Genomic DNA, 14090 nt, shown 5'->3' with positions numbered 1-14090 from the left:
GCGTTACTTTTGTAGGTTATTTTGCGAGGAGGACGCCGCGTTGCGTCTGGATTGATCAGGAACCAAACGATAGAAAGTCTCACCGGGCTTAATCATGCTCAGTTCATTGCGCGCACGCTCTTCGATCGCTTCCTGACCGCCGTTCAAATCGTCGATTTCGGCGAACAGCTGATCGTTACGCGCTTTCAATTTTGCATTGCTGCCCTGTTGGAGCGCAACGTCATCATTGACCCGCACATAATCGTGAACACCATTTTTGCCCAGCCACAGTGAATACTGTAACCAACCGAGCAATGCCAGCAATAACAGCGTAAGTTTTCCCATCTCCGCCCCCTGAAAAACCGCCTAATCATCCCACAACTTTTCGTTGGACTCCACACTGGGAACGGCATTTCACCGCCAAATTCAGAGTAGGATGAGAATTTCCTCAGTTTATAACCTAAATTCGAGCCGAAAGCGGCAAAAAAAAGCACTTTCGCCCATTCGTAAACCTACCAGATAAAGCAGCACGCTCTCATTTAGCAATTTCCCCGTTATGCAGTAAGAAAAACTGGCTGATTCCACATTTGACCAACGCTTCTTCCAAACACCAACAGAAATTGCATATTTAACACCATTAAAAAATCCATCATCAGGTAGGAGTTGTATTTTTATTCATTAAAGATTATTTTTATGCATCAATAGTGCATAAATAAACTTCAAGCACGACATTTAATTACCGGGGATATCGATGTTAAAACACCTAGTTCTGATTGGCGCCTGTCTGGCCGCCACCCTGTCGGCGTCAGTCTTGGCGGCTGAACCGACTTATGTCGTCGGCTCCGGCGGCACCTATCGTCCCTTCGAGTTTGAAAACAGCAGCAAACAGCTGGAAGGTTTTGATATTGATATTATCAAGGCGGTGGCCAACGCAGAGAGCTTTCAAGTCAAGCTGGTAAATACGCCGTGGGAAGGCATCTTTGCCACGCTAAACTCCGGCGATCGTGACATCATTATTTCGGGTATCACCATTACCGACAAACGTAAGCAAATGGTCGACTTTTCCGCACCTTACTTCCCGGCCGAACAGGCTATTGTCGTACCCAAAGAGTCCACCGTGGATTCTATCGCTGCACTCAAAGCCTTGAGGGTCGGCGTTGTGAACTCCAGCACCGGCGACATTGTGGTGTCCGACACTCTGGGCAAGAACAGCACCGCCATTAAGCGTTTCGACAATACGCCGCTGATGTTACAGGAATTGTATGAAGACGGTATTGGCGCCGCGGTCGGCGACGTCGGGGTAGCCAAGTTCTACATCAAGACCCACCCGGATAAAGAATTCAAATTGGTGTCCGACGCCAAATTCGAACGCCAATATTTCGGTATCGCCGTCGCCAAAGGCAACGACGAACTGCGCGGTAAGATTAACGCCGGTTTGAAGAAGATCGTTGCTGACGGGACCTACGCCAAAATCTACCAGACCTGGTTTGACAGCAACGTCCCTACGCTGCCCGTCGAGTGAACCAACGGATGCCAACCTGCCGATCGGCAGGCGTAACGAGCTAGCCATAGCGGGTGCGGGCAGCGCACAGCCACCGGAGTGGACATGCAGTCCATGAGGATGGCGTTCACTGCCCAATCCCAATATGGCGACGCGCAGTAGCCTGAACTCGCTAAAAAAGGAACGAGAAAGTGAATTTCCGTTGGGAGATTATCCAAGAGTATGCCCCATTGTTTATGGAAGGCGCCTGGATGACCATCAAATGCACCATTATCTGCGTGATACTGGGTACCACCTGGGGTCTGATCCTCGGGCTAGGTCGTCTGGCGCAAGCGCCGCACGGCATCTGGAAACCTATCTTGCATTACGGCGTACAATGGCCCGTGCGCATTTACATCAGCGCCTTTCGCGGTACGCCACTGTTTGTGCAGATTATGGTGGTGCACTTCGCATTAGTGCCGTTGTTTATCAATCCCCGTGACGGCCTGCTGGTCACCAGCGGCCTGATGAGCAGCGACTTCGCCCGCGCACTGCGCTCGGATTACGGCGCGTTTCTTTCCTGCGTCGTGGCGATTACGCTCAACGCTGGCGCTTACGTCTCGGAAATCTTCCGTGCAGGCATTCAGTCAATCGATCGTGGGCAGATGGAAGCGTCGCGCTCACTGGGCATGAGCTACGGCAAAACCATGCGCAAAGTGATCTTGCCACAGGCATTCCGTCGCATGTTGCCTCCGCTGGGCAATAACGCCATTGCCATCGTCAAGGATTCCTCATTGGCCTCCGCCATCGGCCTTGCAGACCTGGCCTATGCAGCCCGTACCGTTTCGGGAGCTTATGCCACCTACTGGGAACCCTATCTGACAATTTCATTGGTCTATTGGGTCCTCACCTTCCTGCTTTCGCTGATGGTGCAACACATGGAAAAGAGGTTTGGGAAAAGTGATTCGCGTACATAACCTGCAAAAACAATTTGGCGATAGCCATGTGCTGCGAGGTATCTCCTGCGAGATCGCGGCAAACGAAGTGATCTGCGTCATAGGCCCATCAGGATCGGGTAAAAGCACTTTCCTGCGCTGCATCAATGCGCTGGAGACGCTTTCTGGCGGTGAGATTATGGTCAACGGTTTTGCCATACACAGCCAGAAAACCGATCTCAATAAAATGCGTGAAAGCGTCGGCATGGTGTTTCAGCGTTTTAACCTGTTCCCGCATATGACGGTGTTGGAAAACATCATCATGGCGCCGATGGGCGTGAAAAAGCTGTCACGCGCAGACGCCATCCTGCGTGCCGAAGCCTTGCTCCGCAAGGTGGGCCTGCTGGACAAGATTGACGCCTATCCCAATAGTCTGTCAGGTGGTCAGCAACAGCGCGTGGCCATTGCTCGTGCGCTAGCGATGGAGCCGAAAATCATGCTGTTCGACGAACCCACCTCAGCGCTCGATCCCGAGCTGGTTGGCGAAGTGCTGGCGGTAATGAAATCATTGGCGCACGAAGGTATGACCATGGTGGTGGTAACCCATGAAATGGGCTTCGCCCGTGAAGTGGCCGATCGGGTATTGTTTATTGATCAAGGGATCATTCAGGAAGAAGGGACACCACAGCAGATTTTCAGTCACCCTGCCAACCCAAGAACTCAGGCTTTTCTAAGCAAAGTTTTGTAACCTTCAGCACGGCTTTGCAATGCGTCGGGCGCAGGAGACTGCGCCTGACTCTGTCACCAGCCGGTCAAAAAACTGAATACCAGCCAGAACAGACAAAGCACAATAGTCCCCGTCAACAGCAACGTCAGGATCAAGCGTCCACGCAGCAGCATGCTAAGTGTAATGCCTATCAGTACCGAAACCGGCATCAGGGCCAGGAAGAATGGCCAGGTATAGAGCAGGAAGAAGAGTGTGTTAGAGCCGTAGATCAAAAACGGCACCGCGAACGCCAGCCAGTAGAAAACAAAGCCGCAGACGCCGCCCAGGAAAGAATAAGAGGGTTCCTCTTTCTCCTGGTTTGAGTCAATCAAGATTGGCGAGACATTTTGCATAGTGATCCCTGGTTATTCGGCACGCTCTTCGGCGGGCTTAGCGTAAAAAGCGTATGACGCAAAAACGCCACACGCTTTTCTGAATTCAGGGTTTGATAATAGCCCGACCACGCAGTACGTCTAACAATTGCGCAATCAAATTTGTTACCAATTGTTGGCCATCAAGATGAATATCCGGCCGTTCCGGTGCCTCATAAACCGCGTCAATTCCGGTGAAATTTCTCAGCTCACCGGCACGGGCTTTTTTGTACAATCCTTTTGGATCACGTGCCTCACAAATCGCCAGAGGCGTGTCGACAAACACTTCGATAAAACGATTTTCATCGAGTAATTCGCGTACCATCTGCCTTTCGGTACGGTGCGGTGAAATGAACGCGGTGAGTACCACCAGCCCTGCATCTACCATCAACTTGGACACTTCGCCCACCCGACGAATATTCTCGCGTCGGTCATCGTCGGAGAAGCCCAGATCGCGACACAGACCGTGGCGCACATTGTCACCGTCCAGGAGATAAGTGTTGATGCCAAGGGCATGTAGCGCCTGTTCCAACGCCCCCGCCACGGTGGACTTACCCGAACCAGATAACCCGGTAAACCACAACACCACACCTTTATGACCCTTACGCGCTTCGCGATCCGCACGCATTACTGCATGCGGATGCCAAACCACATTGTCATCATCCGGCCCGGTTGGCCGTTGTTGAGACTCGGTCACGCTATTTGCCCCCGATCAGGTCACGTGCACCCCAATGTGGGAAATGCTTACGCACCAGCGCATTCAGCTCCAGCTCAAACGCGCTGAAATCCCCGGTCGATGCCTGAACGTCTTGCAAAGCTTCGCGGATCAACCCGGCACCGACCGTGACGTTACTCAAACGATCGATAAAGATCAGTCCGCCAGTGACATGGTTGCGCTGATAGTTGTCCAGTACGAGTGGTTCATCGAAGATCAGTTCCACCAGACCAATGCCATTCAGCGGCAATGTGTCCGCCTGATGTTGTGCCAGTGAGTTGATTTCGACTTGGTGGCGAATGCCTTCAACGCGGGCACGTGTCTTCTTACCCGCCACCTTGATGTCATAGCTTTGACCCGGTAACAACGGTTTCTCAGCCATCCACACCACGTCGACCAACGCGCTTTGCACCGCTTGCAGCGTTTCCCCGGCATCCACCAGTAAATCGCCACGGCTGATGTCCACTTCATCTTTCAGCACCAGGGTAATTGCCTCACCCGGCACGGCCTCCTGCAAGTCACCGTCAAAGGTGACAATGCGCGCAACGGTAGATTCAACGCCAGAAGGCAGAACCTTCACACGTTGGCCCACACGTACGACACCGGCCGATAACGTCCCCGCGTAACCACGGAAATCCAGATTCGGGCGATTAACGTATTGCACCGGGAAGCGCAAAGGCTGCGTCTCACGTTCGCTGATCACATCCACGCTTTCCAGCACCTGCAACAGCGTTGGACCGCTGTACCAAGGCATATGGGTACTTTCGCTAGCCACATTATCGCCGTCCAGCGCTGAAAGCGGGACAAACTTGATGTCCAGATCGTTCGGCAATTGCTCAGCGAAGCTCAGATAATCCTGTTTGAACTGCTCAAATACCGATTCTTGATAATCCACCAGGTCCATCTTATTGACCGCAACCACCAGATGGCGAATCCCCAACAGCGTTGCGATAAAACTGTGTCGACGAGTTTGATCCAGCACCCCTTTGCGCGCGTCGATCAACAGGATCGCCAAATCGCAGGTAGAAGCGCCCGTCGCCATATTCCGGGTGTACTGCTCATGCCCCGGCGTATCGGCAATAATAAATTTGCGCTTTTCGGTCGAGAAATAGCGATAGGCAACATCAATGGTGATGCCTTGCTCGCGTTCAGCCTGCAGGCCGTCTACCAGCAGCGCCAAATCGAGTTTTTCACCCTGAGTACCGATACGCTTGCTGTCACTGTGCAACGTTGACAGCTGATCTTCGTAGATCTGGCGAGTATCGTGCAGCAGACGACCGATCAAGGTACTTTTTCCGTCGTCTACGCTGCCGCAGGTCAGGAACCGTAACAGACTTTTATGTTGTTGCGCGTGCAGGTAGGATTCGACACCGCCCTGTTCAGCGATTTGTTGTGCAATTGCGTTGTTCATCCGGCGGCTCCTTAGAAATACCCTTGACGCTTTTTCAGCTCCATCGAGCCGGATTGATCGCGGTCGATCATCCGTCCCTGGCGTTCACTGGTGGTGGATACCAACATCTCTTCGATGATTTCCGGTAACGTTTCCGCCTCCGACTCCACCGCACCGGTCAACGGCCAGCAACCCAGCGTACGGAAGCGAACCATACGCTGACTGATCACTTCACCCGGCTGCAGATCGATACGATCGTCGTCCACCATCAGCAGCATGCCATCGCGCTCAACCACCGGACGCGGTTTCGCCAAGTACAGCGGAATGATGTCGATCTTTTCCAGGAAGATGTATTGCCAGATGTCTAGCTCGGTCCAGTTCGACAATGGAAACACGCGGATGCTCTCGCCTTTGTTGATCTGGCCATTATAGTTGTGCCACAGCTCCGGACGTTGGTTCTTCGGATCCCAACGGTGGAAGCGGTCACGGAAAGAATAAATACGCTCTTTGGCGCGTGACTTCTCTTCATCACGACGAGCACCGCCAAAGGCAGCGTCAAAACCGTATTTGTTCAGTGCCTGTTTCAGACCTTCGGTCTTCATGATATCGGTGTGCTTGGCGCTGCCGTGAACGAACGGGTTAATGCCCATCGCCACGCCTTCCGGGTTTTTGTGGATCAGCAGCTCGAAACCGTACTCCTTGGCCGTACGGTCACGGAATTGGTACATTTCACTGAATTTCCAACCGGTATCCACATGCAGCAGCGGGAACGGCAACGTACCCGGGTAAAAAGCCTTACGCGCCAAGTGCAGCATCACGGAAGAGTCTTTGCCGATGGAATAGAGCATCACCGGGTTGCCGAATTCAGCGGCGACTTCACGGATGATATGGATACTCTCCGCCTCCAATTGCCGCAAATGAGTGAGTCGTTTTTCGTCCATAACAGATCCTTAAGCCAAATTCACGACGGCTGGGCGTGATACCCCTTCCGCCTTCGGTTGATGCCCAAACCAGGCGATTTGGTGATGCAATTCCACCACTTCGCCGATCACCAGCAGCGCCGGTAACGGTGCCTGTTGAGCTAATTCTTCAAGCTGTTGCAGCGTGCCGATTTGCACCCGCTGATCCGCGCGCGTACCGCGGCTTATCACCGCCACCGGCGTTGTGGCTGCGCGACCGTGGGCAATCAGGCGTTGGCTGATATCCGCCGCCTTCATGGTGCCCATGTAGATAGCCAGTGTCTGGCGCGCACGCGCCAAATCTGCCCAATCCAACCCCTCGCCGTCGGGACGGCAGTGGCCGGTAATAAAAGTGACGCTCTGCGCATGATCGCGGTGCGTCAGTGGGATACCGGCATAGGCCGTTGCCCCCGCAGCAGCGGTCACACCCGGCACCACCTGGAACGGAATACCCGCGGCGGCAGCCACCTGCAGTTCTTCACCACCACGGCCAAAGATAAAAGGATCGCCCCCCTTCAACCGCACCACGCGTTTGCCCTGTTGCGCCAACTCCACCAGCAGACGGTTGGTTTCTTCCTGAATCACAGAATGCGCGCCAGCACGTTTGCCCACGCAGATGCGTTCCGCGTCACGCCGTACCAAGTCCAAAATCTCATCGCTGACCAAATGGTCATACAGCACCACGTCAGCTTGCTGCATCACCTGTAATCCACGCAGGGTCAGTAATCCCACATCGCCGGGGCCAGCCCCTACCAGCGCAATTTCGCCCTGAGAGCCTTCGCTGCCCAATGCGAACTCCTGCAAGTTTTGCTCCAACTGCCGCTCAGCCTCTGCGGTTTGACCACTGGCCACCAACGTTGAGAACCGGCCGCTGAAGGTTTTCTCCCAAAAACGACGGCGTTCGCCGATCGCATTCAGCTTGTGTTTCACTTGGCCACGCCAGCGCCCGGCGACTTCAGCCATCTGCCCCAGGCTGGCGGGCAATAAAGCTTCAAGCTTTTCACGCAGCATGCGCGCCAGTACGGGTGCCTGACCGCTCGAAGAGACGGCCACGACCAGTGGCGAACGGTCAATAATCGACGGGAAAATAAACGAGCAACGCGGCTGATCATCAACCACGTTAGCCAGCACCCGGCGTTTATCCGCTTCGGCAAATACCTGCGCATTCAGCGCGCTGTCGTCAGTCGCCGCGATCACCAGAAAAACCTCGTCCAATTGCTGCGCGGCAAAAGCCTGCCCCAGCCAGTGGATATGCCCCTGCTGACGTAATTGTTCGAGTATTGGCGAGAGTGACTGCGCAACTATCCGTATTTCAGCCCCAGCGCGCAGGAGAAGATCAACTTTGCGCGCAGCCACTTCACCGCCGCCAACGACCAACACCGGGCGTTGTTTCAGGTCGGCAAATATAGGTAGATAGTCCACAACAGCCTTTTCATATATGCAGGAAGATAGTGTGACTATACGGGCTGAGATTTGGCCTCTGAAATGACGAAAAGGAATGACTAGTTCCTTTATGGAATATAGGCCGCAGCATAGGGCTTACGCGGTGATAACCCTGATGGAAGTTTGCACATTTGCACCAAATTTAAGAGCGGGAGAAATTGTTTAATCTCGCGCAGCGTCTCATACTGGACACCGCAATAAATAATCGGTCTCACCGATATCAAAGAAGGATTTTTCGGTATGTTTTCCCGTTTTAATCTGAAAACCGGCCTGCTGGTAGCGGTGCTCGGCGGTGTTTTCAGCGTTTCGGCTGCCGCTCAGTCTGCAAAGGACGCCCCGATGGGCAAATTTGCCGCTGACCAGATCCGTCACATTGCCACCTATTTCCCCGGCCGCATGGCGGGCAGCCCGGCGGAATTGCTCACCGCAGACTATCTGAAACAGCAGTTCAGCAAAATGGGCTATCAGAGCGACATCCGCAGTTTCAATACCCGCTACATCTACACCAGCAAAGACGGCAAAAAGAACTGGAATAACGTCACCGCCAGTTCAGTGATCGCCGCGAAAAATGGCAGCAGCCCGCAACAAATTCTGATCGTGGCACATTTTGATACCTATACGCCGCAAAGCGACGCGGACCTGGATAACAACCTCGGTGGATTGACGCTACAGGGCGTCGATGACAATGCTTCTGGCGTCGGTGTGATGCTGGAGTTGGCGGAGCGTCTGAAGAATATTCCCACGGCGTACGGTCTGCGCTTTGTCGCTACCAGCGCAGAAGAAATTGGCTCGCAAGGCGCACAGAACTATCTGCAGCGCATGAGTCCCGAGGAAAAACGCAACACGGTGCTAGTGATTAACCTCGACAGCCTGATTACAGGCGATCGCCTGTACTTCAATGCAGGTCTCAAAACGCCGCCGAAAATGGCGAAGCAGAGCCGCGATCGCGCGCTGGACATTGCCCACCGCTACGGTATCGCCGCCGCCACTAACCCAGGCAGCAAGGCGCACCCGAAAGGCACCGGCTGTTGTTCCGATCAGGATGTATTTGATAAAGCCGGTATTCCCGTGCTGGCCGTCGAAGCCACCAACTGGTCGCTGGGCGATAAAGACGGTTATCAGCAGCGTGCCGTCAGCCCGCACTTCCCGCAGGGCATGAGCTGGCACCGCCCGCAATACGATAACCTGCAATACCTGGAGCGTAATTTACCAGGACGGATCGACAAGCGCAGTCGCGAGAGCGTGCAGATCCTGCTGCCGCTGATCAAAGAGCTGGCACAGGCGCACCCGGTGAAAGTGCCAAAGAAAAAATAGCCCCCACCGAAACAATAAGGGCCCAGCACATGCTGAGCCCTTGGCGGGTTGCTGACGGCATTAGCCTTCGTGCAAACCGCACTCACGCTTCAGGCCAAAGAAGCGCGTTTCTTCCTCGCTCATCCCCGGTTCCCATTTCTGCGTCGTGTGAGTATCCCCGACAGACAGATAACCTTGTTCCCACAACGGGTGGTAACTCAGGCCGTGTTCGGTCAAGTATTGATAAATCTTGCGGTTATCCCAGTCGATAATCGGCAAAATTTTGAATACCCCACGCTGTACGGCTAACACCGGCAAGTTGGCACGACTACCCGATTGTTCCCGGCGCAACCCTGCAAACCAAGTCTGTCCACCCAAGGTTTCCAGCGCACGGTTCATCGGCTCAACTTTGTTGAGCTGGTTATACTTCTCGATGCCCTCGACGCCCTGCTCCCACAGTTTGCCGTAGCGCGCTTCCTGCCAGGCAGGCGATTGTTCGGCGCGGAATACCTGTAGATTCAGCTTCAGTTTGTCGGTCAACTGATCGATAAACTGATAGGTCTCTGGGAACAGATAGCCGGTATCAGTGAGGATCACGGGAATATCCGGTTTGATCTTGGTCACCAGATGTAGGCATACCGCCGCCTGAATACCAAAGCTTGAAGAGAGCACAAACTCGCCAGGCAGATGCTCCAGTGCCCACTCCACACGTTGCTCGGCGGAAAGGGTTTCCAACTGACCATTAACGACAGCCAGTGCCAATGCTTGCCCAGATTTGGGCAGCGCATTCAGCTCTGCCAGATTGAATTCAGCCATGTTGTCTGCCTCCTGATTCTTGAATCCTATACCCGTCATACTTGATGTTGCCTCTGAGTGGGTTGCGTTCACTTACCCGGTTGATGCAACACCCAGTATTTAGGGTATAACTCGCTCGCTCAGTCCCAGAAATCCTGCGCCGGATCAACCACCGGCTTAACCACACCGGCGCGGATGGTGAAGTCACCAAAACCTTCCCCCGCCTTGCGTTCTGTGGCCCAGCGGCCCACCAGTTGGTCAATCTCTCGCAGAATTTCTTCTTCGTTAATATTTTCACGGTACATGCGCGGAATGCGTGTGCCTTCCCGGTTGCCGCCCAAATGCAGGTTATAGCGACCAACCGCTTTACCCACCAGGCCAATTTCCGCCAGCAGCGCGCGGCCGCAACCGTTCGGGCAACCGGTGATGCGCAAGACAATATGCTCATCGCCTACGCCATGCCGATGCAGGATCCCTTCGACCTTGGTAACAAACTCCGGCAGGAAGCGCTCCGCCTCTGCCATTGCGAGTGGGCAGGTCGGGAAGGAGACACAGGCCATCGAATTTTGACGCTGAACGCTGATACCATCGTCGATCAGACCATGATCCCGCGCCACAGCTTCGATCTTCTCCTTCTCGCTTTCCGGCACGCCGGCAACGATCAGGTTCTGGTTAGCGGTCAGACGGAAATCGCCTTTGTGGATCCTGGCGATCTCGGCAATGCCGGTTTTCAGCGGACGCCCCGGATAGTCCAACAGGCGACCGTTCTCGATAAACAGCGTCAGGTGCCATTGGTTATCAATACCTTTCACCCAGCCAATACGATCACCGCGGCCGGTGAATTCATACGGGCGGATCGGCTCAAAGGTGATACCGGCGCGTTTTTCCACTTCGGCGCGGAACGTATCAACCCCGACGCGTTCCAGGGTGTATTTGGTTTTGGCATTTTTGCGATCGGTACGGTTACCCCAGTCACGTTGGGTGGTCACCACCGCCTCGGCAACGGCCAACGTATGTTCCAACGGGATATAGCCGAACTCACTGGCCTGGCGTGCATAGGTTTTCTTGTTGCCGTGTTCAATCGACAGGCCACCGCCCACCAGTAGGTTGAAGCCCACCAGCTTGCCATGTTTGGCGATCGCGACAAAGTTCATGTCGTTGGCATGCAGATCGACATCGTTTTGCGGCGGGATCACCACCGTCGTTTTGAACTTGCGCGGCAGATAGGTCGCACCGAGGATCGGTTCTTCGTCGGTTGTCGCCACTTTTTCCTGATCCAGCCATACTTCCGCATAGGCACGGGTACGGGGTAACAGGTGTTCAGAAATCTTCTTCGCCCACTCGTAGGCTTCCTGATGCAGCTCGGACTCCACCGGGTTAGAGGTACAGAGCACGTTGCGGTTAACGTCGTTAGCGGTCGCCAGCGCGTCCAACCCCAAACGGCTCAACAGTTGGTGAACCGGTTTAACGTTGCCCTTCACAATGCCATGGAACTGGAAGGTCTGACGGTTAGTAATACGAATGCTGCCGTACAAGGTGCTTTCCTGTGCGAACTTATCAATGCCCAGCCACTGCTGCGGAGAGATAATGCCCCCCGGCAGACGGCAGCGCAGCATCATCGCGTGGCGCGGTTCCAGCTTCTGCTCGGCACGTTCGGCGCGAATATCGCGGTCATCCTGTTGGTACATGCCGTGAAAACGGATCAGCAGGAAGTTGTCGCCGGTAAAACCGCCGGTCAGGCCGTCCTTTAAATCTTCAGCGATGGTGCCGCGTAAGAAGTTACTTTCTTTCTTCAAACGCTCGGCATCGGCCAATTTGCCTTCAACCACCAGAGGCCCCGGGTGTTTATCACTCATCAGTAAACATCTCGCTGATAACGGCGCTCAAGGCGCAGCTCACTTAAAAATTCATCCGCCAGCTCGGTATCCATGCCACCGTGCTCGGCCACCAGTTCCAGTAATGTGTTTTCCACGTCTTTCGCCATGCGGTTCGCATCGCCACAGACGTAAATGTGCGCGCCTTCCTGGATCCAGCGCCACACCTCTGCGCCCTGTTCGCGCAGCTTATCTTGTACGTAAACTTTATGTTGTTGGTCGCGCGACCAAGCCAGATCAATGCGGGTCAGTAAGCCATCCTTCACATAACGCTGCCATTCGACCTGATACAGGAAATCCTCAGTAAAGTGCGGATTGCCAAAGAACAACCAGTTCTTGCCACCGGCACCGTCAGCGTCTCGTTGTTGCATAAAGGCGCGGAACGGCGCAATGCCAGTACCAGGACCAATCATGATGACTGGCGTTTCCGGGTTAGCCGGCAGACGGAAGTTATCGTTATGCTCAATGAAAACCCGCACATCGCCGTCTTCTTCCAGGCGATCGGCCAGGAAACTGGAGGCGCCACCGGCACGGGCACGACCATTGATGTCGTAACGCACCACGCCCACGGTAACGTGGACTTCGTTTTCGTTCTCGGCCTGCGAGGAAGCAATGGAGTACAGGCGCGGCGTCAGCGGACGCAGCAGACCAATCAACTGTTCGGCGTTGAGATCGGCCGGGGCCTGACGCACCATGTCAACAATCGGCGTGTTGTGCGCGTAATGCTGCAACGCAGCTTTATCCGCCAGCAGGCCAATCAATTTCTCGTCGCGCGACAGGGCCGCGTATTTGTCGACGATCAGTGTGGTGTTCTGCGTCAGTTCAAAATGGCTGCGCAATGCGTGCGAAAGCGGCAACGTTTTACCCTCGACGTCCACCGGTTCGTCGCCTTTCAGCCACAGCAGTTGCACCAATTCCTCGACCAGCGCGGGGTCATTATCGAACCACACACCCAGAGCATCACCCGGCCGGTAACGCAGGCCAGAATCACCCAAGTCGATCTCGATATGGCGAACATCTTTATCGGACGCACGGCCCGTAATTTTTTGCTTCACCGCCAATTGTGCAGTCAGTGGCTGTTCCTTGCTGTACGGGCTGCTATCAAGCAGATCGACAGCACCGCTGGCCAGTACCCCCGGCGCCGCATTTTCAGCCGGAGCGCGCGCTTTCAGTACTTCCACAACCTGTTTGCGCCAGGCGGCAGCCAGTTCCTGATATTCCACATCGGCGTCAACCCGTTCGACCAGGCGCTCAGCACCCAATTCGGCCAGTTTGCTGTCGAAGTCTTTGCCCGATTGGCAGAAGTTCTCATAGGACGTATCCCCCAATCCGAATACCGCAAATGCGGTCTCGTTAAGCTTGGGCGCTTTCTTTGAGAACAAGAATTTGTGCAGTGCCACTGCCTCTTCCGCTGGCTCGCCTTCCCCCTGTGTGGAGGCGACGATCACCAACAAACGTTCTTGGGCAATTTGCTTGAATTTGTAGTCCCCGGCATTCACCAGGGTGACGCTCAATTTGGCAGCCAACAGATCGTCACGCAACTGTTCGGCCAGACGGCGTGCATTGCCGGTCTGCGACGCGGAAATCAGCGTGATACTGGCGGCGGCAGAAGCCACCGGCGCAATAGCTACGGCACCAGGCTGTTGATTAACCATTCCCCAGAAATAACCTGACAGCCACGCCAGCTGCGTTGGTGAATATTCACCAATCGTCGCCTGCAGGCGCGCCAGCTGTTCGGGCGTCAGCGGGAGCAAAGATGTTGGAGGAACCTGAGTCGTCATTGCGGTACTTATTTCCTATACTTGGCACCTATGCAGCCAGGTGCTCGCCAGTGTCAGTCGCTGTCTTTTCGTTCAGTCTGCGATCCTGAAAAGATCAGGAGAGTTTGTAAGGTTACCGAGCAGATTAGCAACGATTAAATAAGGGATAGCAATAAATAATAACTAAAATGACTAAGCTGTTTTTCTGGTAAGCCATAACGATTAAAACGTTAAAGAAGGATTTTTATCCCTATGATAACAAGCGTCTTTTTTTAACGTTTATTGAATGAATCGCATTTACCGCTCATTACTCCAATCGATAGGTCTGAC

At 54.3% G+C, this 14090-nt stretch carries 13 protein-coding genes; 4 read left to right on the top strand and 9 right to left on the bottom strand.

Annotated features, from left to right (window positions below; all coding sequences use genetic code 11):
• Positions 1 to 3: 3 nt before the first annotated feature.
• Entirely contained in the window at positions 4 to 324 is a 321-nt protein-coding gene (gene ftsB / locus JOE25_RS11325; RefSeq protein ID WP_037424733.1) for a cell division protein FtsB, read from the bottom strand.
• A gap of 406 nt (positions 325 to 730) precedes the next feature.
• Here ftsB and JOE25_RS11320 point away from each other — a divergent pair, with 406 nt between their 5' ends.
• From JOE25_RS11320 to JOE25_RS11310, 3 genes are all read left to right on the top strand, one after another.
• Positions 731 to 1501 (top strand): basic amino acid ABC transporter substrate-binding protein, encoded by a 771-nt coding sequence (locus JOE25_RS11320; RefSeq protein ID WP_209635182.1) that lies wholly within the window; start codon positions 731 to 733, stop codon positions 1499 to 1501.
• Between the two features lie 215 nt (positions 1502 to 1716).
• Entirely contained in the window at positions 1717 to 2436 is a 720-nt protein-coding gene (locus tag JOE25_RS11315; RefSeq protein ID WP_209635297.1) for an amino acid ABC transporter permease, read from the top strand.
• On the top strand, positions 2420 to 3142 hold the full coding sequence (locus JOE25_RS11310) for an amino acid ABC transporter ATP-binding protein (RefSeq protein WP_209635299.1): 723 nt from the start codon (positions 2420 to 2422) through the stop codon (positions 3140 to 3142). The genes JOE25_RS11315 and JOE25_RS11310 overlap by 17 nt, the downstream gene beginning before the upstream one ends.
• A 53-nt stretch (positions 3143 to 3195) precedes the next feature.
• On the opposite strand, the gene JOE25_RS11305 is transcribed toward JOE25_RS11310, so the two are convergent.
• The 5 genes from JOE25_RS11305 to cysG all read right to left on the bottom strand — a co-directional run bounded on the left by JOE25_RS11305 (position 3196) and on the right by cysG (position 8017).
• Positions 3196 to 3513 carry a DUF3561 family protein gene (locus tag JOE25_RS11305; protein ID WP_209635180.1) on the bottom strand — a complete coding sequence of 106 codons (318 nt, stop codon included), beginning with the start codon at positions 3511 to 3513 and terminating at the stop codon, positions 3196 to 3198.
• Between the two features lie 85 nt (positions 3514 to 3598).
• A complete protein-coding gene (cysC, locus tag JOE25_RS11300) occupies positions 3599 to 4228 on the bottom strand; it encodes an adenylyl-sulfate kinase (RefSeq protein ID WP_209635178.1) in 630 nt (209 codons plus the stop codon).
• Between the two features lies 1 nt (position 4229).
• The gene (gene cysN / locus JOE25_RS11295; RefSeq protein WP_209635175.1) at positions 4230 to 5657 is read right to left on the bottom strand and encodes a sulfate adenylyltransferase subunit CysN; all 1428 of its coding nucleotides are present in this window, start codon (positions 5655 to 5657) and stop codon (positions 4230 to 4232) included.
• 11 nt (positions 5658 to 5668) lie between these two features.
• On the bottom strand, positions 5669 to 6577 hold the full coding sequence (gene cysD, locus JOE25_RS11290; RefSeq protein ID WP_037424720.1) for a sulfate adenylyltransferase subunit CysD: 909 nt from the start codon (positions 6575 to 6577) through the stop codon (positions 5669 to 5671).
• A 9-nt stretch (positions 6578 to 6586) separates the two neighbouring features.
• On the bottom strand, positions 6587 to 8017 hold the full coding sequence (gene cysG / locus JOE25_RS11285; protein WP_209635173.1) for a siroheme synthase CysG: 1431 nt from the start codon (positions 8015 to 8017) through the stop codon (positions 6587 to 6589).
• A 261-nt stretch (positions 8018 to 8278) separates the two neighbouring features.
• On the opposite strand from cysG, the gene JOE25_RS11280 reads away from it, so the two are divergent.
• Entirely contained in the window at positions 8279 to 9352 is a 1074-nt protein-coding gene (locus JOE25_RS11280; RefSeq protein WP_209635171.1) for an aminopeptidase, read from the top strand.
• 60 nt (positions 9353 to 9412) lie between these two features.
• Here JOE25_RS11280 and JOE25_RS11275 read toward each other — a convergent pair whose 3' ends face one another.
• The 3 genes from JOE25_RS11275 to cysJ all read right to left on the bottom strand — a co-directional run bounded on the left by JOE25_RS11275 (position 9413) and on the right by cysJ (position 13781).
• Entirely contained in the window at positions 9413 to 10147 is a 735-nt protein-coding gene (locus JOE25_RS11275; RefSeq protein ID WP_209635169.1) for a phosphoadenylyl-sulfate reductase, read from the bottom strand.
• A 119-nt stretch (positions 10148 to 10266) separates the two neighbouring features.
• Positions 10267 to 11982: an assimilatory sulfite reductase (NADPH) hemoprotein subunit gene (cysI, locus tag JOE25_RS11270; protein WP_209635167.1), complete on the bottom strand. Its 1716-nt coding sequence runs from the start codon at positions 11980 to 11982 to the stop codon at positions 10267 to 10269.
• Complete coding sequence (gene cysJ / locus JOE25_RS11265; RefSeq protein ID WP_209635165.1) at positions 11982 to 13781, bottom strand: NADPH-dependent assimilatory sulfite reductase flavoprotein subunit; 1800 nt, start codon at positions 13779 to 13781, stop codon at positions 11982 to 11984. Before cysJ ends, cysI begins: the two co-directional genes overlap by 1 nt.
• Positions 13782 to 14090: the final 309 nt, after the last annotated feature.

This window comes from Serratia sp. PL17, from assembly GCF_017832355.1.
Classification (GTDB): Bacteria; Pseudomonadota; Gammaproteobacteria; order Enterobacterales; family Enterobacteriaceae; genus Serratia.
Note: the sequence above shows the minus strand (reverse complement) of the source record. Positions and strands in the feature narration are given on the sequence as shown.

What these genes read in the sequence shown, in the direction of transcription:
- JOE25_RS11275 (WP_209635169.1), bottom strand. Translation starts at nt 10,147, where the DNA reads ATGGCTGAATTCAATCTGGCAGAGCTGAATGCGCTGCCCAAATCTGGG.
- cysD (WP_037424720.1), bottom strand. Translation starts at nt 6,577, where the DNA reads ATGGACGAAAAACGACTCACTCATTTGCGGCAATTGGAGGCGGAGAGT.
- cysI (WP_209635167.1), bottom strand. Translation starts at nt 11,982, where the DNA reads ATGAGTGATAAACACCCGGGGCCTCTGGTGGTTGAAGGCAAATTGGCC.
- JOE25_RS11280 (WP_209635171.1), top strand. Translation starts at nt 8,279, where the DNA reads ATGTTTTCCCGTTTTAATCTGAAAACCGGCCTGCTGGTAGCGGTGCTC.
- ftsB (WP_037424733.1), bottom strand. Translation starts at nt 324, where the DNA reads ATGGGAAAACTTACGCTGTTATTGCTGGCATTGCTCGGTTGGTTACAG.
- JOE25_RS11315 (WP_209635297.1), top strand. Translation starts at nt 1,717, where the DNA reads ATGGAAGGCGCCTGGATGACCATCAAATGCACCATTATCTGCGTGATA.
- cysN (WP_209635175.1), bottom strand. Translation starts at nt 5,657, where the DNA reads ATGAACAACGCAATTGCACAACAAATCGCTGAACAGGGCGGTGTCGAA.
- JOE25_RS11305 (WP_209635180.1), bottom strand. Translation starts at nt 3,513, where the DNA reads ATGCAAAATGTCTCGCCAATCTTGATTGACTCAAACCAGGAGAAAGAG.
- cysJ (WP_209635165.1), bottom strand. Translation starts at nt 13,781, where the DNA reads ATGACGACTCAGGTTCCTCCAACATCTTTGCTCCCGCTGACGCCCGAA.
- JOE25_RS11320 (WP_209635182.1), top strand. Translation starts at nt 731, where the DNA reads ATGTTAAAACACCTAGTTCTGATTGGCGCCTGTCTGGCCGCCACCCTG.